This is a genomic window from Rheinheimera pleomorphica (genome assembly GCF_011634895.1).
GTDB lineage: Bacteria > Pseudomonadota > Gammaproteobacteria > Enterobacterales > Alteromonadaceae > Alishewanella > Alishewanella pleomorphica.
In genome coordinates, this window is sequence record NZ_SIRR01000008.1 from 447,862 (window position 1) to 467,558 (window position 19,697).

The window sequence follows — 19,697 nt, forward strand, 5'->3', positions numbered from 1 at the left end:
CTAATTACGTAAACGCAGCGGCCTGACCTTCGCCACAGCAGGCCGCTGATGTTTACGATAACTGCTGCGTAACAGCCATAGCTGTACGCCGATCAACAGCAACAGCATGGCAAAAGGGTACAGATAAATATTGCTGCTTAACATAAACAGGCAAAGCCCTGACATCGCATAAGTAAAAGGCAGCATTTCGTATAACCAGAACGGTAAGACACCGCCATACTTTTGTCTGGCGTTTTTAATATCTGAACGGCGATGATCAGAGCGCAGCACCCAAATCACCGCGCCGGCACCGGCGATCAGTAAACCAGACAGCAACGCCAGCCACTGATCAAACGCTAACATCATAGCGCTGCCAGCGGCGACATAAGTATAAGGTAATACTTCATATAATTTTGCAGGCAACATAAGCTACTCCTTCCCTGTTCAGCTGTTATTAAGTGTAGAACAGCTTTTATCTTTCGCCTGCCAACGGCCTCTATACCATCAGTTTAACTAATGCGAAAACAGCAAAATTACTCAGTTGAGTAACACTGCTCCGAGCAGCATAATGCGCGCAAATTTCAACCATAGCTGCACTAAGGAAAGCACCATGGAAAATATAGTGTTCGACATTATCAGCTGGGTTGGTCTAACAATCTGTATTGGTGCATTTTTCATTAAAGATGTGTTCTGGTTACGGCTGGCCACCCTGATAGGCTGTAGCTTGCTATTTGTCTACTACAGTCATATCGCCATTCCGCAGGGCGTCATTTCAAACTTATTAGTATTATTAATTAATGCTTATTACCTGATGCGCTTTGCCAAAGCCAGAAAAACCGCTAACAGCGATAATGCAATAACCCCTGCAACAACTGCGGTACAAGCTGAATAACCCTGCCACTACTTTTGTCACCTCGCCGCTCAGGCTATAATTGCCAGCCCGGATGACAAGAGTACCCAGTATGCAAAACGATGAATTAGACTTGTTTCTGCAAGAGATGTCTGGCGTTAAACCGCTGTCACAGGACGAGGTGATGCCAGCGCACGGCGAGTTCAGCCCTACGTTAGCCCAACAAGCCAGACGTAAAGCCGCTGAACAGGAAATGGAGTATGACGCCAACTACCTCAGCATGGAATACGTTGATCTGGTAAAACCGGACGAGCCTTTTAGCTACAAAAAAGACGGTGTACAGGAAGGTGTATACCGCAACCTGCGTTTAGGTAAATATCAGCTTGATGCCACCTTAAATTTGCTCGGCAAAAGCCTGACAGACGCCCGGCGCGAGCTATTCTTTTTTATTGAAGACTGCCACAAACGCGGTATTCGCACCTTACTCATTCACCACGGCATGGGCCGCAACAGCAAACCACACCCGGCGATATTACGCAGCTATGTGTTTAAGTGGCTACCACAAATGCCGGTAGTACTGGCTTGTAATACCGCGCAAAAACAACATGGCGGTTACTCTGCTACCTATGTGTTGCTGCAGAAAAATGCAGAGCAAAAGCGGGAAAATCGCGAGTTACATAGCAAGCGCTAATAACGGAAAATTTCAAGGGGTCAGCGTTGTTGAAACTGTTATCAGATTTCAACAACGCTGACCCCTTGAAGGGTTAGTCAATCCATTTGACTGTATTCGGTTCCTGCTATCCACACAACAGGCAGACAGCTTCGGCTTTGGTCAAGAATGCCGATAACGCCATTAGACATACGACAACGGCGATTGCGGTAAAGCCAAAACCACGACTGGACGCTTTACTCATAACTAACCTCAGTAACGCATTTTATTATTGTATTTAGCAACTTGGTTCAGGTTTCCCTAAACCGACACTGAGTGTAGTTAAGTTGTAACAAAGTTACAATAACTGTGTATTTAACCAGCACTTTCAATATGATACGCCAGCGCTGAATAGACAAAATCCTGCGCCAGCAAGCGGCTGTCATTCAGCGAAGGTAAAGTTTCAACACTGTGCTGAATATCAGTGACAACAAAACCGGCTTGTTGATAATTTTTCAGCGCTGACGGGTGATCAGCGCTGCAGGTATGCAGCCATATTTTACTGGCTTGCCACTGCGCCGCCAACATTACTGCGGCCTCGGCCAACCGCTGGCCCAGGCCCTGGCCAATAAACTGGGGTAATAAACCAAAAAATTTAATTTCGACACTCTGATCCGGGTGTTTTAACAGTTCAATATAGCCAGCCGGTGTGCCCTTTACCCACAACAGCCAGGTACGTACCTGCTGTGTGGTTAGATACGCCAGCCACTGCTGATAGTCCCAGCTTAAACGACTAAACCAGCGCCAGCGCGCGCCGACAGCTCGAAACATAAACTGGCTTAGCTCAGGGCAGGCAATTTCCGCCTCAACCAGTTGCACACCCTCGGGCCAGCTGATGTCAGATTTCGCCTTACCGTTAAAAGTTAAAAACCAGGTTGTTACTGCAGTTTCAGCCTGCTTTGTCGTCATGTTAATAGCCCTTGTTTAGATTAACCAGATTCGCCATAGCCTCACCCGTCTGGCTACGGCGGTAATTGTCTGCAATTTGCGCCACGACAGTGCTGACATTGGTCACGGCTGATACATGCGGCGTAATGAGTATATTCGGCTGTTGCCAAAACGGATGCTGCGCCGGCAATGGCTCCTGGCGAAACACATCCAAACACGCTCCCTGCAGCTGGCCGTTGTTCAATGCCGCGAGTAACGCCTCATCATCGACAATAGCACCGCGGGCAACGTTAATAAAAATAGCACCGGCTTTTAAACGGCTAAAAAACGGGCCATCCAGCAGCGAATCTGTCGCTGGCGTTAACGGTAATAAGCAAATAACCACGTCAGCCTGCGCCACCGCTGGCGCTAAACCCGCATCGCCACTGTAGCACTGCACCCCCGCCAGTTGTTTGGCCGTTCTGGCCCAGCCGCTTACCTGATAACCCAAAGCAGCGAAATAGTTTGCCGCTGCCGCCCCCAATTCCCCCAGGCCCAGCACGCAAATATGCGCAATCCGGCGGGGGCTTTTCGGTTGCCAGACAGCCTGCTGTTGCTGCTGCTTAAACAGATCAAGCCGCAGCCGGTAATAGCTCAGCACGCCGTCAAGATAACGCACCATCGTCTGGGTTAATGCCGGGTCGACAATGCGGGCTATCGGCAACGCTGGCAGCGTCGGATCCGCCAGTATGGCATCTACCCCCGCGCCGAAACACTGAATGGCTTTCAAATTGGGTAAAGCAGCGACACTGCCGGGCGGCTGTTTCCACACCACCGCAAACTCAACTGCTGCAGGATCGGTAATATCGGGCCAAATCTCAACACGGGTGTCAGGTAAAGCCTGACTAAGACGCTGTTGTAAGTCATCCAGTTTTCGATCAGGAATGATCAGGGCAAGGCTCATAGGTCACCAAAGCTTCAATAAATCGTCACAACACTGACACAGCGCTCAGCCAAGCTGGCTATGCCTAACGCTAATATGGTACCGACGATGCTGAACTGCCGCACCCTTTTTTTATCCGACGTGCATTTAGGCTGTAAAGACTGTCAGGCAGACTATTTGCTGGCTTTTTTACAGCACAGCCAGGCCGATACCATTTATCTGCTGGGCGACATTGTTGACTTGTGGGCCATGCGCAAGCAGGTACACTGGAAAGCCGGCCAAAACACCATAGTGCGTTGCTTACTGGATAAAGCCGAGCAAGGTACAGAAATTGTTTATATTCCCGGCAACCATGACGACGCGCTGCGGCTGTACGCCGGCAAAAGCTTCGGCAATATCCGCATTGCGCTGCGCGCCAGCCACACCACCGCCCAGGGCAAAAAACTGTTGCTGCTACATGGTGATGAGTTTGATAAGGACGTTAACTTTGGCCGCCTGCATGCCTGGCTTGGCGATACCCTGTACGACTTATTACTGTTTTTAAACCGTTGGTACAACCGCCTGCGCCGTTTAACCGGTGGTAATTATTTCAGCCTGGCGGCTTACATTAAAAGCAAAGTGCCGGGGGCGCAAAAAGCCATTGCCCGCTATCGCGATGCGGTAGTTGCCAAGGCCAAACGCGGTGGCTTTGACGGTGTAGTGTGTGGCCATATTCATCACCCTGAGATCCGGCTTGAGCAAGGTATTATTTACTGCAATGACGGCGACTGGATAGACAGCTGCACCGCGCTGGTAGAACAACATGATGGCAGTCTGGTACTGTATCACTGCACTGAACAGGCCGAAAAAATTGCCGCCCTGCCGCTGGTTGCCAGCGGTAAAGAAGCCGCCTGAAAGTTCAGCAAACTGCCATAAAAACGCCACCTGAATGTCATATAAGCGCATTAGCCTGAGGCCAGCCTATCACAGTGCTATCGGAGCTCAATATGATCAGTGTCGACCAGGTTCTTGCGCAAAACCTTCCCGGCTTAACCAACAGGCCCTGGCTGTATAAGCCGGTAAAAGGTGCACTGCGCCGCTTACTGCACGAGCAGGATTTCATTAACTTTGCCAGCCGTTACCCTCATTTACAGGGGCTGGAGTTTGTTGAACAGGTGCTGGATCATTTTAACTTTCGCTACTCGGTGCGCGATAACGAAATTGAGCGCATCCCGGCTACCGGGCGCATTGTCATTATTGCCAATCATCCTATTGGCTCACTCGACGGTTTAGCCTTACTGAAACTGGTCAGCGATATCCGCCCCGATGTTAAAGTGGTTGCCAATCAGCTGCTGATGGCCCTAAAACCGCTGCATAACCTGCTGCTACCGGTAAATAATATGAACGGCGGCACCGAACGACGCGCGCTGGATAATATTCAGCAGCATTTAGTCGATGAAGGCGCTTTGATCCTGTTCCCCTCCGGTGAGGTATCGCGCTTACGGCCAGACGGCATTCGCGATGGTAAATGGCACAGCGGCTTTCTGCGCTTTGCCGGCAATGCCAAGGCGCCGATACTGCCGGTGTTTATTGATGGCCGTAACTCAGCGCTGTTTTATGGTGCCTCCATGCTGTACAAGCCGTTAGCCACCATGTTGCTGGTGCAGGAAATGTTTAAGCAACAGCGTAAAAAGCTGGAAATACGCATTGGCGAACAAATCCCTTTTGATGCCTTTGCCAACCTGGCACTGGAAACCCCCGCCAAGGTTAAGCTGTTTAAAAAGCATTTGTACCGGCTGGCGAAAGATAAGCCGCCACTGTTTATCACCCAAAGCGCTATCGCCCACCCGGAAGATCGCATCGTGCTGAAAAAAGCCGTCGAAAGCTGCGAGTTGCTGGGGCAAACCGGCGATGGCAAACAAATCTACCTGTACCAGCACCAGCAAAGCTCACCGGTGCTGCGAGAAATTGGCCGGCTGCGCGAGTTTGCCTTTCGCGCCGTGGGCGAAGGTAGTGGCCTGCGTCGTGATATCGACCGCTTTGATAACCACTATGAGCAACTGATCCTGTGGGACAAAGACGACCTGGAGATCGTTGGCGCCTACCGTTTTGCCAATAGCCGTAAAGTGCTGGCTGAGCACGGTAAAAGCGGCTTGTATACCGCTTCACTGTTTCAGTTTGAGCAGTGTATGGACACTTACCTCGACGCCGGGTTGGAACTGGGCCGCAGTTTTGTGCAGCCACGCTACTGGGGCAAACGCAGTTTAGACTACTTGTGGTATGGCATTGGTGCTTATTTAAAACGCAATCCGCACATCCGTTACTTGTTTGGCGGCGTCAGTTTATCCGCCAGCTACCCACAAGCCGCACGCGATCTGATGGTGTATTTTTACAGCCTGTATTTTAGTGATGCGTCCGTCAGCGCCGTTTCAAAACAGCCTTATCCGCTACCCCAAACTCTGTTAACGGAGCTGCAGCAGCATTTTAGCGGCACCGACTACCTGGCCGATTTTACCCAGTTAAAACATTTGCTGGCCAATATGGGCCTGAGCGTACCTACGCTGTATAAACAATACAGCGAGTTATGCGAGCCTGGCGGCGTCAGGTTTCTGGCTTTTGGTACCGACCCCGACTTCGCCAACTGCGTTGATGGCCTGGTGCTGGTCGATATTCACCAGGTTAAAGCTGCTAAAAAAGCCCGCTATCTGGCGTAGGGCTACTTAATCCAATATCCCCCGCCAATAGGGAAGCAACCGGCAGCTTTAGTTGCCGGTTTGCCTAATGTAAAGGTTCGGTAAAGTTCAGTTTCAATTCATCCGCAGCGCCCTATAAGCTATACAGTGTATAAAAAGCCATCAGCGCAGTGATTGCCTGCTGGTGAAACCGAGGATAGCACGATGAAAAAGCTGATACTGCAACTAGGCCGCGCGCTGGCAGTCTGCGTGCTGCTGATAAGCCAAACGGCTAGGGCACAAGCTGAAGACGATAACTGGTCACAAGCCGAACTGGAGCAAATGCTGGCGCCGGTGGCATTGTACCCCGACACGGTGTTAACCCATGTATTAATTGCCGCAACTTATCCGCTGGAAGTGGTACAAGCCTCACGCTGGCTGGAAGATAATCCGCGTCTTAGCGGTGAAGAGGCGGTACAGGCGGTAGAACATAAAGGTTGGGATCCCAGTGTCAAAGCACTGGTTGCCTTCCCGCAGCTGCTGGCGCGGCTAAGTACCGATCTGGATTGGACACAGCAACTGGGTGAAGCCTTTTTGGCCAACGAAACTGACGTGCTGGCCAGTATTCAAACCCTGCGACAAAAAGCCTATGCCCATGGCTCACTGCAGAATAATAAACAAGTGGTGGTTGAGCGTGAGCGCGACATCATTGTGATTGAGCCGGCACGCAAAGAGATCGTCTATGTGCCGGTGTACGACACCCGCGTAGTATACGGCGACTGGTGGTGGCCGGCACACCCACCGGTATATTGGCATACTGCCGGCGTATATTACCGCAACAGCCCGTTTTACTGGGGAGTAAGTGTTAATGTACGGCCCTGGTTTTACTTTGGTATTTTCGACTGGCGTCAGCGCCATGTAGTGGTGCACCATCATTATTACCACAAACCACCACGCTATTATCCAAAACGGCATAAGCACTATACTGATGCCCGTCGCTGGCATCACAACACTGAACACCGCCGTGGCGTACATTACCGGCATCAGCGGTTAAACCGTGATTACAACCTCGGCTACGGTTATCAGCAGCCAACACGCGAAACGCAGGGTAAACCGATACGCCACACCCGGGTTGATAGCAAGGTAACGGTACGTGAAACTAAACCACAATATCAGCGTAAAACCGCTGAGCAGATCCGGTTGTCGCAGCGCGACTGGCAACGTGATGATAACAGCCCACGCCAGCATAATCAGCAGCTGCGCCAACAACGTCAAGCCAATACTGAGCAGCGGCTGAATGGCAGCAGAGCTGAGCGTGTTGAACCGCAGCACAAGCTGCAGCAGCAACTGGCAGAACAGCGCCGGCCGGCACAGGTAATCAATACCGAACAACTGCGCCAGCGCGAGCTAATGCGCCAGCAACCCCAGCGGCCAGAGCGGCACCAGGCGCAAACCCAGCAACGCCAGGTTCAGCCGCGCCCACAACCTGTCGTGCGGGAGCAGCGCCAGCACAGCAACCGCGAACAACGCCAGCCGCCGCGTCCGATACAACGTGAAGTACGGCAATCAACGCGTGAAGTCGTCGTGCAACGACAGGAAGGCCGTGGCCGACAAATCGACTAACTACCACTTTGTTGATATAAAACAAAAAACGGGGTCACTATAATAAGTACCCCGTTTTTTTATTGATCCAGGCCAATATTAGCTTTTCTCAATCACCGACAATCACCACAGACCTTATCTGTGGAGATTAACATGAAAACAACTTTATCCGCCCTCACCATCGCGGCCTTACTGGCCTCTGCCCCGGCTGCTGCTGAATTTGCTATTAACATTGGCGCCATCACCGTAGCGCCGGATGACAGCAGCTCTAACCTGAATGTAGTTGAACAGGTGGCCGGTTTACCCGCTGGCTCAACCTCGGTGGGCGTAAATACTAATACGCAGCTGGGTTTAACCTTTGATTATAAATATACGCCTAACTGGTCGGTACAGCTGATTGCCGCCACCCCATTCAGCCATGATATCAAAGTAAAAGGCTCAGCCATTGATGGCTTAAAAGTGGGTAAAACCAAACATTTGCCGCCTACATTGTTGGCGCAGTATCACTTTATGCCAGAAAACCAGACCTTCGACCCTTTCGTCGGTGTTGGCCTGAACTACACCGTGTTCTTTGACGAGCAGGTTGATGCGCAGCTTGAAGGCGCACTGGATGCGTTAAGCGTTACCGGCGCCAACGACGTGGTCGGTTTAAAACTGAAAAGCTCTTTTGGTCTGGCATTGCAGGCCGGTGTCAATGTGAAACTGACCGATACCCTGGGCCTGCACCTGATGCTAAGCAAAATGGACATCGACACCACCGGCCGCGTGCAGGTTAACGGCAACACCATTCAAACGGTCGACGTGAATATCGACCCTTATGTTGCGATGATTGGCCTGCGCTGGACTTTGTAAAACCGCAATTTATCAATTAAGACTAAAGGCGACTGCATTAGAGTCGCCTTTTTGTTTTACACTGCATACAGTACAACATGAGCCTGGCAGGTTATGAGCAAAAGTACCGACACACTGAACTGGCAGCAACTGTTAAAATCCGGTGACCGAATTTTTATCGGCTCGCATGCTGCCACCCCCACGCGGCTGATAGACGATCTTATTACCAATGCCAGGCAGCTGCACGATATTGAAATTGTGCAGGTGTACTCATTGTCAGATAACAAATGGGCCGAGCCACAGCATCAGCAACTGTTTAAAGTAAACGCCTTGTTTATTGGCGGTGATCAGGTACGTCGCGCAGTCGCTGAAGGCCGGGCCGACTACACGCCCTGCTTTATGTCAGATATTCCGTCTTTGTTCAGTGATGGCATACTGCCGCTGGACGCGGCGCTGATTATGGTGAGCCCGGCCGATGAACACGGCTATCACTCACTGGGCGTATCGGTCGATATTGTTTCTGCTGCCGCCAAAGCGGCTAAAAAGGTGATTGCTCAGGTTAACCCGTCGATGCCGATCACCTATGGCCAGGCATTTATTCATAAAGATCAGATCAATGCTTATTTTTATGCTGAGCAGCCGCTGGCACAAATGCCGGCGGTAAAGCTGGATACCGTCACCGAACGTGTTGGCCAGTATGTGTCTTTACTGGTCGAAGATGGTGCCACCATTCAAATTGGTGTCGGTAAAATGTGCGATGCGGTGCTGCGCTATCTGGGTAATCATAAAGATCTGGGTATTCACAGCGAAATGATCACCGACTCGATGATGGAGTTGATTAAAAAAGGCGTGGTCACCAATCGCAAAAAAACCTTCCATCCGGGTAAAACGGTGGCCAGCTTTTGTGTTGGCAGTAAAGCCTTGTACGACTTTGTACACTGCAACCCCCATATGGGTTTTTATCCCAGTGAGTACGTTAACTCACCGGCCAATATTGCCCGTAACGACAATATGGTGTCGATAAACAGCGCGATAGAGGTAGACCTGACCGGCCAGATCGTCTCAGACTCTATCGGCCATTTGTTTTACAGCGGCATTGGCGGCCAGGTCGATTTTAGCCGCGGCGCCTCGATGAGCAATGGCGGCAAGCCGATTATTGCGCTGCCCAGCACGGCAAAAAACGGCACTGTGTCACGCATAGTGGCGCATTTAACACAAGGCGCCGGCGTCGTAACCTCACGCGGCCATGTGCACTATGTAGTTACCGAGTTTGGTGTGGCGTCGTTGCGTGGGAAAAGTATCCGAGAGCGTGCACTGGAGCTTATCCGGGTAGCGCACCCGAAATTTCGCCAGCAGCTGTTAGAGCAAATTCGTCAGCATTTCTGGGTGCCGCATTATCAGCTGCATACGCCAACCGAAGTGCCGGAACTGGGCAGTGTCGGCTTTAAAGAGCTGAATATCGACGGCGAAGAGTTTGATCTAAGGCCACTAAACCCGTCCGACGAGCGCCGGCTGCAGGAGTTTTTTTACTCCCACACCAAAGAAACACTGCAACTGCGCTACAGTGCGGTGCCCACTCAAATGAGCCGGGAAAAATCCTGTACTCTGGTCGGGGTTGATCAGTCAAAAGATCTGGCGCTGTGTATCGTCAAGCAAAAAGGCTCAGCGGTGCAAATTCAGGCGGTAGGCCGTTACTACCTTCTTCACGATGGCACAGGCTGTGAAGTCGCTTTTGTTACCCGGGAAAAATATCAGGGCAAAGGCATGGCGAAACGCTTGTTACAGGAAATGATTAGCATCGCCGAATTACGTGGTTTAACAAATATGGTGGCCTTTGTCCGCGCCGAAAATAAAGCCATGCTAAGCGTGTTTCAAAAAGCCGGTTTTGGCCGCCTGCCAGGCGATGATCCAACTGAAGTGTATTTACAGCTGCGCCTGCCCCGCACGGTCAGCAAAGCAGAGGGCAGCTAATGGCCATTACCTTATTCAGTCACGCCAATTGTTACCGCCACCTGGCCGGTGACGACCATCCCGAGCAGCCGGCACGTTTAAGTGCCATTAATGATCAGCTGATCCGCTCTGGCATGGAGTTTATTGTGCAGCAGCGCGATGCCACGCCAGCCAGTAAAGCCCAGGTATATCGCGCGCACAGCAATTTATATGTCGATGAAATTTATGCCAAAGCACCAACTGATGGCCATATCTGGCTCGACCCGGATACCCAGATGATGCAGCATAGCCTGGACGCCGCCTTGCACGCCGCCGGCGCTGGCATTAATGCGGTAGATTTAGTGCTGCAACAAAGCAATCAACAAGCCTTTTGCAGTGTGCGCCCGCCAGGGCATCATGCCACACGCGATCAGGCCATGGGTTTTTGTATCTTTAACAATATCGCCATCGCCGCCCTGCATGCCTTAGAGCAGCATGGTCTGGAGCGGGTCGCTATCGTCGATTTTGATGTACACCATGGCAATGGCACCGAAGATATTTTTGCCGGTGATGAGCGGGTGCTGTTTTGCTCATCATTTCAATTTCCGCTTTACCCCAATACCGGTGACGTAGCACAGGCTGACAATATCGAAAACCTGCCGCTGCCTGCACTGTGTAAACCGGCGCTGTGGCGCGGGCAGATCGAGCAACACTGGCTACCCCGTCTTAACGCCTTTAAGCCGCAGTTGATTCTGGTGTCTGCCGGCTTTGATGGCCACCGCGAAGATGATATGGCGCAGTTTCTGCTAACCGAAGATGATTACCATTGGATAGCTCAGCGGCTTAAACAACTGGCCGATCAGCATTGCAGCGGCCGTATTGTCGCTACGCTGGAAGGCGGTTATGCGCTAAGCGCACTGGGCCGCAGTGTCGTCGCGTTTTTAAAAGGTTTGATGTAACAGCACGTTAACCTGCTATGCTTAAGACATTCTCCATAGTGATTGAGCCTTATGCAATTGATAAACCGGCTGTTTCCGGCATTATCTTATCTTGACCCCGCAAGTGAAGCGGCGTTTCGCTGTCATCTGGTTAACAGTGCCCGCCAGGGTACTGTGCGCCTGGCGCTGGTGTGCATCATCCTGATGCTGGTGTTTAGCTTAACCGATATCCTGCTGGGTGATGACTGGTTTAGCCTCAGTAACAGTGCCCGTTATCTGGCAGCATTCAGTGTTGCTTTGTACCTTGGTTTATCACGCTATCTCATTGGTGAACCTTGGTTACAGGGTTGGCTGGCCGTCAGCGCCCTGGCTATCTTGTTACTGGCTGTCACTTTTTATGCCGCTGCTAACTATTTTGGCCGGCTCGGTGAAGGCGGCCCGCTGATAGTTGCTTTTGCTATCGCGGCGATTCCTATTTTTCATTTGCAACAAAAGTTGTTGCTGTGGGCTCTGCTGTTAAGCAGTGTGGCTTTTATTAAATACTGCACTGCCACCGATACCGGCTGGAGCCTGTTTTACTTGTTTATTGCCATCTCACTGTGTTTAAGCTGGCAGCGCCAGTACGACATGCTGCTGCGCAGCCAATACAAAGCCGTACGGTTGGAGCAACAAAAAGCCGAGACAGATCAGCTGACCGGCCTGCTAAACCGGCGCAGTTTTGAACAACGCCTGCAGCAAAAATTAGCTCAGTTACTACCAGGCCAACAGTTGTCCCTGGGCCTGCTCGATATCGACTATTTTAAACGTTATAACGATCACTATGGCCACCTGGACGGTGATTTGGTGTTGGTGCAAATAGCCCAGCTGCTGTCAAAGGATCCAGAGTTAATGGTGGTGCGTTTTGGTGGTGAAGAATTTATTCTGGTTGAGCAGCATCCGGCTCACTGCACCACTGCCCTGCTGCAATTACCACAGCAATTGGCAGCATTAGCGCTGCCACATCAGGCGTCGCCTTTTGGTGTGGTAACTGCCTCTATCGGCGTGGTCACCCTTGGTCATGCAGGTAAAACACTGACAACCGGAGAGCTGATGCAGCAGGCTGATACATTGCTGTATGACGCCAAACAGCGTGGCCGTAATCAGGCCAGGCAACAGCAACTGACTTAACCCCTGGACAACACTGCGTACACTATAACCGGGCGGCCTGCACGTGCATCCAATCAAAATTGCGGCTACGCCCCAGGCTAACCCAACCTTCATCTTCCCAGCACTGCCACCAGTAATCATATTCCGGCCGGGCAAAGCTGGCTTTGCTGCTGTCCCACTTGAGCTGATTATGCGTCGGATCAAAGTCGAAGGCGATACCCCAGCTATGGGTTGATAAACTGCTGCCACCACGCTTGGCGCGCAGGTTAAAACCGCCGCCGTATAAATCCAGCCGCAGCTGCTGTACAGCATCAAAACCGTAATACAGCAACACCTGCTCCAGCACCTTTTGCAAACTGGTGGCCACTTTCTGATGACATTGCGTACTTAATACCGTCGTACTGACATCCCAGGAAAGCCTGAGCGGATATGGCAGGGTAACTTTAACTAACTGTGTGCCCGGCTCACCATAAAAAGCTCTCAATTCAGGGTCACGATCCAACGGCCAAAGATTAGGGTTAGCCGGCGTGCTAAAGCTGTCTCGCCAGGTTGACGGCGGTTTGCCCTGCTGCTGTACTGCCGCCAATTGCTCGGTCGCGAAAGCACTTTGCGGCCCCCACCAGCCATCCAGCTTACCCGGGTTTAAACCGGCCTGGCGGCAACATAACTGCAGACACAATACCGCCTGACGCGACGCAGGCCAGTGTTGCCAGTCGGCGGCTTCGGCCAGCTCATGCCGGTGTTGCTGCAAATACTGCCGGATACTGGCAGCATGGCTGCTGCTATCGTCGGAGGGTAAAAGTTTCAGCGCATGTTGTAACGTGACTACAGCAATAGGTTCCATAATGTTGCTGCCAGCTAAGGAAACATGCTAAGTCTAGTCGGTCGGTGCCCACTTTGCCGGATATATTACCGCTTAAAAAACAACACCCTGCAATTGCAGGGTGTTGTGTTAAACGCTATACCACTTAGCCTAACCAGACACGGGCATTGCGGAACATCCGCATCCAGGGGCTGTCTTCCTGCCAGCCGTCTGGCTGCCAGGAGTTCGCTACAGCACGGAATACCCGCTCCGGGTGCGGCATCATAATAGTCACCCGGCCATCAGTGGTGGTCAGTGAAGTAATACCGGCTGGCGAACCATTCGGGTTCTGCGGGTATTGCTCAGTGGCATTACCGTAATGGTCAACAAAACGCATCGCTACCGTGCCACTATGGTTGGCTTTAGCAAACGCCTCTGTTGAGGCAAACTCAGCATGGCCTTCACCGTGCGACACAGCAATCGGCATCCGTGAACCTGCCATGCCGTTAAAAAACAGCGAAGGGCTTTGCTGAATTTCAACCAGACTAAAGCGTGCTTCAAAACGCTCTGACTTGTTGCGGACAAAGTGTGGCCATAACTCTGCGCCCGGGATCAGGCTTTTCAGGTTCGACATCATTTGACAGCCGTTACACACCCCCAGTGAGAAGGTGCTTTGGCGCGCAAAAAACTCAGCAAACTGCTGCCTTGCAATGTCGTTAAACAGGACCGACTTGGCCCAGCCTTCACCGGCACCTAAAACGTCACCATACGAGAAACCACCACAGGCGACTAAGCCGTTAAAGTCACTTAGCTTAGCCCGGCCGGCTAAAATGTCGCTCATATGCACGTCAACAGCAGTAAAACCGGCGCGGTTAAACGCAGCGGCCATTTCCACGTGCGAGTTAACCCCCTGCTCACGCAGAATAGCCACTTTGGGTGCTGCACCTTTTAGGATGAAAGGCGCAGCGACATCTTCATTGATATCGAAGCTTAAGTTTACATTTAAGCCCGGGTCAGCAGCATCGGCCTTAGCCGCAAACTCCTGCTTAGCCCCTTCAGGGTTATCGCGCAGCGCCTGCATCTGGTAAGTGGTTTCGGCCCAGATACAGCGTAAACGGGTACGGCTGTCACTCAGCACTACGTTAGCACCACGGCTGAATACCAGCTCGTCTGCCGTTGTCACTGTTCCAATAACATGGCTGCAGTGGCCCAGCTGATGTTGCGCCAGCACTTGCTGAACGTATTCAAGCTCGCTGTTAGTGACCTGAATAACCGCGCCCGGTTCTTCCGAGAACAGCACCGCCATATCATCATTGCCCAGGTTACTGATATCAGCACGCACACCGGCTTTACCGGCAAAGGCCATTTCCGCCAGGGTAACAAACACACCACCGTCGGAGCGGTCATGGTAAGCCAGCAGTTTTTGCTCGCGGGTTAACTGTTGCACTGCTTTAAAGAAGTTAATTAACAGCTCCGGGCTGTCTAAATCGACTGGTGTCTGGCCCAATTGCTTGTACACCTGGGCTAAACATGAGGCGCCCAACCGGTTTTGGCCCTGACCTAAGTCGATTAGCAGCAGGCTGGTATCGCCTTTGTCGGTACGCAGCTGTGGCGTGACCGTTTTGCGAATATCTTCTACCCGGGCAAACGCCGTGATCACCAAAGATAAGGGCGCCGTAACGGCTTTATCTTCACCATTTTGCTGCCATTTGGTTTTCATTGACATGGAGTCTTTGCCAACCGGAATAGTGACTTCCAGCGCCGGGCACAGCTCTTCGCCAATGGCTTTCACCGCAGCATATAAACCAGCATCTTCACCCGGATGGCCAGCGGCCGCCATCCAGTTCGCCGATAACTTAACCCGCTTAAGCTCGCCAATGTCAGTGGCAGCAATATTGGTAATGGCTTCGGCTACGGCTAACCGGGCTGAAGCGGCAAAGTCTAACAGTGCCACTGGGGTGCGCTCCCCCATCGCCATCGCTTCACCATGGTAAGTGTCGTAGCTGGCAGCAGTCACACCGCAGTTCGCTACCGGCACCTGCCAGGGGCCAACCATTTGATCGCGGGCGACCAAACCGGTAACGCTGCGATCGCCAATGGTTACCAGGAAGGTTTTTTCCGCAATCGCCGGTAACCGCAGCAAGCGCTCTGCCGCATCTTTTACGCTAACACCGGTTAAATCCAGTGCTTTGCCTGCAGTTTGTACACTTTGCACGTCGCGATGCATTTTGGGCGCTTTACCCAATAATACATTCAGCGGCAAATCAATTGGCGTGCTGCCAAAGTGGCTGTCACTCAGGGTTAAATGCTGCTCGCTGGTGGCTTCACCCACCACAGCAAAAGGCGCGCGTTCGCGCTGGCAGATTTGCTCAAACACCGGCATTTTGTCGGCCGGTATTGCCATCACATAACGCTCCTGCGACTCGTTACACCAGATTTGCAGCGGTGACATGCCCGGCTCGTCGTTTGGTACATTGCGCAGCTCAAAGTTACCGCCAACACCGCCATCATTTACCAACTCCGGGAAGGCATTGGATAAACCACCGGCGCCGACGTCATGAATAAATACGATAGGGTTGTCGCTACCCAGCTGCCAGCAGCGGTCGATCACTTCCTGACAACGGCGTTCAATTTCCGGGTTCTCGCGCTGTACTGAGGCAAAGTCTAAATCTTCTGCCGATTGGCCCGAAGCCATAGACGACGCAGCACCGCCACCCAGGCCGATATTCATCGCCGGGCCACCCAGTACCACTAATTTAGCACCAACCGGCAAGTCACCTTTTTGCACATGCTCAGCGCGGATATTGCCCAAACCGCCGGCAATCATAATAGGTTTATGGTAACCGCGGACTTCGTCGCCGTTATGGCTGGGTACTTTTTCTTCGTAAGTACGGAAATAACCATTGATGGCAGGCCGGCCAAATTCGTTGTTGAAGGCAGCGCCCCCCAGCGGCCCTTCCAGCATAATGTCCAGCGCTGATACAATACGTTCCGGCTTACCAAAATCGGTTTCCCAGGGTTGCTCAAAACCCGGGATCCGTAAGTTAGATACCGAGAAGCCGACTAAACCGGCTTTAGGTTTAGAACCAACACCGGTGGCGCCTTCATCACGAATTTCACCACCCGAACCAGTAGCCGCGCCCGGATAAGGCGAAATGGCCGTTGGGTGGTTATGGGTTTCTACCTTCATCAGCACATGAATAGGCTCGTGATGATATTGATAGGTTAAGTTACCCGGCTGGGCAAAAAACCGGCCCGCCGTTGAGCCTTCCATTACCGCCGCATTGTCTTTGTAAGCCGACAATACATAATCCGGCGTTTGCTCGAAGGTGTTTTTAATCATCTTAAACAGCGATTTGGGCTGTTTTACACCATCGATAGTCCAGTCAGCATTAAAAATTTTATGCCGGCAGTGCTCAGAGTTCGCCTGGGCAAACATATACAGCTCAATATCATTCGGGTTACGCCCCAGCGCGGTGAAGTTATCAAACAGATAATCCACTTCGTCATCGGCCAGTGCTAACCCCATGTCGATATTCGCTTTCACCAGCGCAGCACGGCCGCCACTGATGATATCCACCGAGCTCAGCGGCGCCGGTTCGGCTTTACTGAACAAGGCGTTGGCCTGTTCCAGCTCAGTAAACACCGCTTCCATCATGCGGTCATGCAGTAAAGCAGCTACTTGCTGTAACTGCTGGGCACTTAATGCCGCTGTAGCCTCAACATAGTAAGCTATGCCGCGCTCTAAACGCTTAACCTGGTTTAAACCACAATTGCGGGCGATGTCGGTGGCTTTTGACGACCAGGGCGAAATAGTGCCCGGCCGTGGCGTTACCAGAATTAACTGGCCGCGTGGTTCGTGGCTGGCAATGGCCGGACCGTAAGTGAGCAACTTATCCAGCGTGTGCTGCTGTGCGTCAGTCAATGCGCTGCTCACATCAGCAAAGTGCATAAACTCAGCGTAGATATTGCTGACAGTTAAGCCACTTTGGGCGCATTGGTCGAGTAACTTCTGAATTCTGAAATCGGACAGTGCTGGCGCACCACGCAGGATCAACATAGTTTTTTTTCCCGTGGGTTTGTCAAAATGGAACCTGGGGGTAGCCCCCTGATCGGCGCGCTATTATAAAGAAATTTCTGCCCAAGTGGTATGAGTAAACACTGACGTCGGGGCAGAAGTTTGCTATAACAGCGCAGAATGTGACGATACAGGTTAACTCCGATGTACAAAAGTGGTGCCTGGTTGCTGTTGTTACTGTGGTTGTCCGGCTGTAGCCCCGCACCATCACAAAGCCAGCTTTACCAGATATATCAGCGTGATAGCTTAAAGGTTGGCATTTTGCACGGCCCCACAAGCTATTATGTCGGCATAGACGGTCCCACCGGTTTCGAACTGGAGTTAAGCCAGGCACTGGCTGATAAATTAGAAGTGAAACTGGAACTTTATCCGAGCTATCATCTGGACGAGCTACTGCAAAAGTTGGAAACCGGCCAGGTAGACTATATCGCCGGCGGCTTAACCCAAACCGAATTGCGCAAAAGTAAGTACCGTGCCTCACCGGCTTATCGCTGGATTAATGAAGTATTGGTATTTAAACAAGGTAATGTGTGGCCACGGACGCTGGACGAGCTGAGCGATCAGGTTATCGTAGTGAAAGACAGCAGCCATGCTGAAACCCTGCGCCAGCTAAGCCTGGATAATCCTGATTTGCAGTGGCAGCAGCACCCAACGCTGGATGCTGATGAAATTTTGCAGCAGGTCGTGGATGGTAATATTGCCTATACCCTGACTGACTCGAACCAGTTGGCGCTAAACCGTCGCTTTTATCCCAATCTCAGCATCGCCTTTACCGTGCGTGACAACCTGCCAGTCAGCTGGTTGCTGGCCGATAATCAGGATGATTCCCTGTATGCTGTGCTGATTGAATTTTTTGGCAGCATGTACCAGAGCGGCGAGCTAATTGCACTGGAAGACCGTTATTTTGGCCATGTCCAGCTGTTTGACTACGTCGACACCCTGGCCTATATCGATGCTATCGAGCAAAATCTGCCCAGCTACAAAGACTGGTTTATGCAATATGCCGGTGAACTGGACTGGCGCCTATTAGCAGCACTGAGCTATCAGGAGTCGCATTGGGATCCAAAAGCCAAAAGCCCTACCGGCGTACGCGGCCTGATGATGTTAACCTTACCAACGGCACAGCAGATGGGGGTCAGCAGCCGGCTGGATCCGGAGCAGAGCATCCGCGGCGGCAGCCGCTATTTACACCGGCTGGTCAGTCGCATACCTGAGCGTATCGGCATGCCGGACAGGTTATGGTTTGCCCTGGCGTCTTACAATGTCGGCTGGGGCCATGTCGAAGATGCCCGCATTCTGACGCAACGTCAGGGGGCTGATCCGGATAAATGGCTGGATGTGAAACAGCGCTTGCCGCTACTGCGCCAAAAAAGCTTTTATAAAACAACAAAATATGGTTACGCCCGCGGAGATGAAGCCGTCAGCTATGTTGAAAATATCCGCCGTTACTATGATACGTTATTGTGGGTAGATGAGCGCCAACAAGCGGAACAACGGCTGGAGCAACAAAAACGGCGCCTGACAGAGCAGCTAAACAGCGACACCAGTACAGAAATATTGCCACCAGCCAGCGATACACCGCCAAAGCAGCCTATTGAAAGCCAGTAACTAAGCACCCATAGTAAGTAACATTACATCACTAAAGGTGCGCTATGTTAAAACGAAAAAGACCTCAGGTCAGAGCCAAACGTCGCCGTTTAGTCGACGTGGCCTCCAGCCGCCGCCGCATTAAACGCAATATTGCGATAACAAAATTACACCAACGCCGCCGTCATTATACCGGCTTTTTTAATCTGCCGTCTGACTGCGCTTAACGGCTTTTTGCTCAGCCCGCCGGCGCTGAAAAAAGCCGGATAACTGCGCCGCGCACTCCTGAGCCAAGACACCGGATACCACGTCAGCCTGATGATTAAATTGCCGGTGCTGCATCAGGTTAAGCACTGAACCTGCCGCCCCGGTTTTCGCATCTACAGTGCCAAACACCAGCCGCGTTATCCGGCTATGTACCATAGCACCAGCACACATGCTGCAGGGCTCCAGAGTGACATACAAGGTACAGTCCGGCAGCCGGTAATTGCCCAGCTTTACCGCAGCAGCCCGTATCGCCTGCATCTCGGCATGAGCCGAAGGGTCGTTCAGGCTAATCATCTGGTTCCAGCCCTCGGCCACTAATTCACCGTTTTTTACCACTACGGCGCCCACCGGCACTTCCCCTTGCTGCTCCGCTTTGGCCGCCAGCGCTATGGCATGGCGCATCCAGTCCTCATCAGTCATAATGGCTTACAATTAATTGCTAGATTGGTGGCAAAGTTTACCATTATATTCTGCTGAAATTGGCTAAACTTTTTAGTGTTTGCCACCTCAACCAGTTA

16 protein-coding genes are annotated in these 19,697 nt (G+C 51.9%); 10 read left to right on the forward strand and 6 right to left on the reverse strand.

The features are described 5' to 3' along the window. Complete coding sequence (locus tag EYB30_RS11250; RefSeq protein WP_166839004.1) at nt 1-405, reverse strand: hypothetical protein; 405 nt, start codon at nt 403-405, stop codon at nt 1-3. Between the two features lie 184 nt (nt 406-589). On the opposite strand from EYB30_RS11250, the gene EYB30_RS11255 reads away from it, so the two are divergent. Next, nucleotides 590-871, forward strand: a complete 282-nt coding sequence (locus EYB30_RS11255) for a hypothetical protein (protein WP_166839005.1) — start codon at nt 590-592, stop codon at nt 869-871. A gap of 70 nt (nt 872-941) precedes the next feature. Beyond that, nucleotides 942-1,520 (forward strand): DNA endonuclease SmrA, encoded by a 579-nt coding sequence (gene smrA / locus EYB30_RS11260; protein WP_166839006.1) that lies wholly within the window; start codon nt 942-944, stop codon nt 1,518-1,520. A 333-nt stretch (nt 1,521-1,853) separates the two neighbouring features. Here the strand turns inward: smrA and EYB30_RS11265 are convergent, their stop codons facing one another. Next, nucleotides 1,854-2,447, reverse strand: coding sequence for a GNAT family N-acetyltransferase (locus EYB30_RS11265; RefSeq protein ID WP_166839007.1), 594 nt, complete (start codon nt 2,445-2,447; stop codon nt 1,854-1,856). Nucleotide 2,448: 1 nt separating this feature from the next. Further along, on the reverse strand, nt 2,449-3,369 hold the full coding sequence (locus EYB30_RS11270; RefSeq protein ID WP_166839008.1) for a 2-hydroxyacid dehydrogenase: 921 nt from the start codon (nt 3,367-3,369) through the stop codon (nt 2,449-2,451). A 60-nt stretch (nt 3,370-3,429) separates the two neighbouring features. Here EYB30_RS11270 and EYB30_RS11275 point away from each other — a divergent pair, with 60 nt between their 5' ends. From EYB30_RS11275 to EYB30_RS11305, 7 genes are all read left to right on the forward strand, one after another. Continuing rightward, the gene (locus EYB30_RS11275; RefSeq protein ID WP_241698012.1) at nt 3,430-4,242 is read left to right on the forward strand and encodes a UDP-2,3-diacylglucosamine diphosphatase; all 813 of its coding nucleotides are present in this window, start codon (nt 3,430-3,432) and stop codon (nt 4,240-4,242) included. 92 nt (nt 4,243-4,334) lie between these two features. After that, nucleotides 4,335-6,041, forward strand: a complete 1,707-nt coding sequence (gene olsF / locus EYB30_RS11280; RefSeq protein ID WP_166839009.1) for a bifunctional ornithine lipid synthase OlsF — start codon at nt 4,335-4,337, stop codon at nt 6,039-6,041. A gap of 183 nt (nt 6,042-6,224) precedes the next feature. Further along, on the forward strand, nt 6,225-7,622 hold the full coding sequence (locus tag EYB30_RS11285) for a DUF3300 domain-containing protein (protein WP_166839010.1): 1,398 nt from the start codon (nt 6,225-6,227) through the stop codon (nt 7,620-7,622). 132 nt (nt 7,623-7,754) lie between these two features. Next, a complete protein-coding gene (locus EYB30_RS11290; RefSeq protein WP_166839011.1) occupies nt 7,755-8,453 on the forward strand; it encodes an OmpW/AlkL family protein in 699 nt (232 codons plus the stop codon). Nucleotides 8,454-8,546: 93 nt separating this feature from the next. Continuing rightward, complete coding sequence (locus tag EYB30_RS11295; RefSeq protein ID WP_166839012.1) at nt 8,547-10,403, forward strand: bifunctional acetyl-CoA hydrolase/transferase family protein/GNAT family N-acetyltransferase; 1,857 nt, start codon at nt 8,547-8,549, stop codon at nt 10,401-10,403. Then, nucleotides 10,403-11,320, forward strand: coding sequence for a histone deacetylase family protein (locus EYB30_RS11300; protein WP_166839013.1), 918 nt, complete (start codon nt 10,403-10,405; stop codon nt 11,318-11,320). Before EYB30_RS11295 ends, EYB30_RS11300 begins: the two co-directional genes overlap by 1 nt. Before the next feature lie 51 nt (nt 11,321-11,371). Continuing rightward, nucleotides 11,372-12,466: a GGDEF domain-containing protein gene (locus EYB30_RS11305; RefSeq protein WP_166839014.1), complete on the forward strand. Its 1,095-nt coding sequence runs from the start codon at nt 11,372-11,374 to the stop codon at nt 12,464-12,466. 22 nt (nt 12,467-12,488) lie between these two features. Here the strand turns inward: EYB30_RS11305 and EYB30_RS11310 are convergent, their stop codons facing one another. Further along, nucleotides 12,489-13,289 (reverse strand): M15 family metallopeptidase, encoded by an 801-nt coding sequence (locus tag EYB30_RS11310; RefSeq protein WP_166839015.1) that lies wholly within the window; start codon nt 13,287-13,289, stop codon nt 12,489-12,491. Between the two features lie 124 nt (nt 13,290-13,413). Next, complete coding sequence (gene purL / locus EYB30_RS11315; RefSeq protein WP_166839016.1) at nt 13,414-17,307, reverse strand: phosphoribosylformylglycinamidine synthase; 3,894 nt, start codon at nt 17,305-17,307, stop codon at nt 13,414-13,416. 162 nt (nt 17,308-17,469) lie between these two features. Between purL and mltF the strand changes: the two genes are divergently transcribed. Beyond that, nucleotides 17,470-18,933, forward strand: a complete 1,464-nt coding sequence (gene mltF / locus EYB30_RS11320; RefSeq protein ID WP_166839017.1) for a membrane-bound lytic murein transglycosylase MltF — start codon at nt 17,470-17,472, stop codon at nt 18,931-18,933. 180 nt (nt 18,934-19,113) lie between these two features. On the opposite strand, the gene tadA is transcribed toward mltF, so the two are convergent. Further along, nucleotides 19,114-19,599, reverse strand: coding sequence for a tRNA adenosine(34) deaminase TadA (gene tadA / locus EYB30_RS11325; RefSeq protein WP_166839018.1), 486 nt, complete (start codon nt 19,597-19,599; stop codon nt 19,114-19,116). Between the last annotated feature and the right edge of the window lie 98 nt (nt 19,600-19,697).

Coding starts and splice junctions, on each gene's coding strand:
- EYB30_RS11305 (WP_166839014.1), top strand. CDS start 11,372: ATGCAATTGATAAACCGGCTGTTTCCGGCATTATCTTATCTTGACCCC.
- tadA (WP_166839018.1), bottom strand. CDS start 19,599: ATGACTGATGAGGACTGGATGCGCCATGCCATAGCGCTGGCGGCCAAA.
- EYB30_RS11285 (WP_166839010.1), top strand. CDS start 6,225: ATGAAAAAGCTGATACTGCAACTAGGCCGCGCGCTGGCAGTCTGCGTG.
- EYB30_RS11295 (WP_166839012.1), top strand. CDS start 8,547: ATGAGCAAAAGTACCGACACACTGAACTGGCAGCAACTGTTAAAATCC.
- EYB30_RS11255 (WP_166839005.1), top strand. CDS start 590: ATGGAAAATATAGTGTTCGACATTATCAGCTGGGTTGGTCTAACAATC.
- olsF (WP_166839009.1), top strand. CDS start 4,335: ATGATCAGTGTCGACCAGGTTCTTGCGCAAAACCTTCCCGGCTTAACC.
- EYB30_RS11290 (WP_166839011.1), top strand. CDS start 7,755: ATGAAAACAACTTTATCCGCCCTCACCATCGCGGCCTTACTGGCCTCT.
- EYB30_RS11270 (WP_166839008.1), bottom strand. CDS start 3,369: ATGAGCCTTGCCCTGATCATTCCTGATCGAAAACTGGATGACTTACAA.
- EYB30_RS11265 (WP_166839007.1), bottom strand. CDS start 2,447: ATGACGACAAAGCAGGCTGAAACTGCAGTAACAACCTGGTTTTTAACT.
- EYB30_RS11250 (WP_166839004.1), bottom strand. CDS start 405: ATGTTGCCTGCAAAATTATATGAAGTATTACCTTATACTTATGTCGCC.
- EYB30_RS11275 (WP_241698012.1), top strand. CDS start 3,430: ATGCCTAACGCTAATATGGTACCGACGATGCTGAACTGCCGCACCCTT.
- EYB30_RS11300 (WP_166839013.1), top strand. CDS start 10,403: ATGGCCATTACCTTATTCAGTCACGCCAATTGTTACCGCCACCTGGCC.
- purL (WP_166839016.1), bottom strand. CDS start 17,307: ATGTTGATCCTGCGTGGTGCGCCAGCACTGTCCGATTTCAGAATTCAG.
- mltF (WP_166839017.1), top strand. CDS start 17,470: ATGTACAAAAGTGGTGCCTGGTTGCTGTTGTTACTGTGGTTGTCCGGC.
- smrA (WP_166839006.1), top strand. CDS start 942: ATGCAAAACGATGAATTAGACTTGTTTCTGCAAGAGATGTCTGGCGTT.
- EYB30_RS11310 (WP_166839015.1), bottom strand. CDS start 13,289: ATGGAACCTATTGCTGTAGTCACGTTACAACATGCGCTGAAACTTTTA.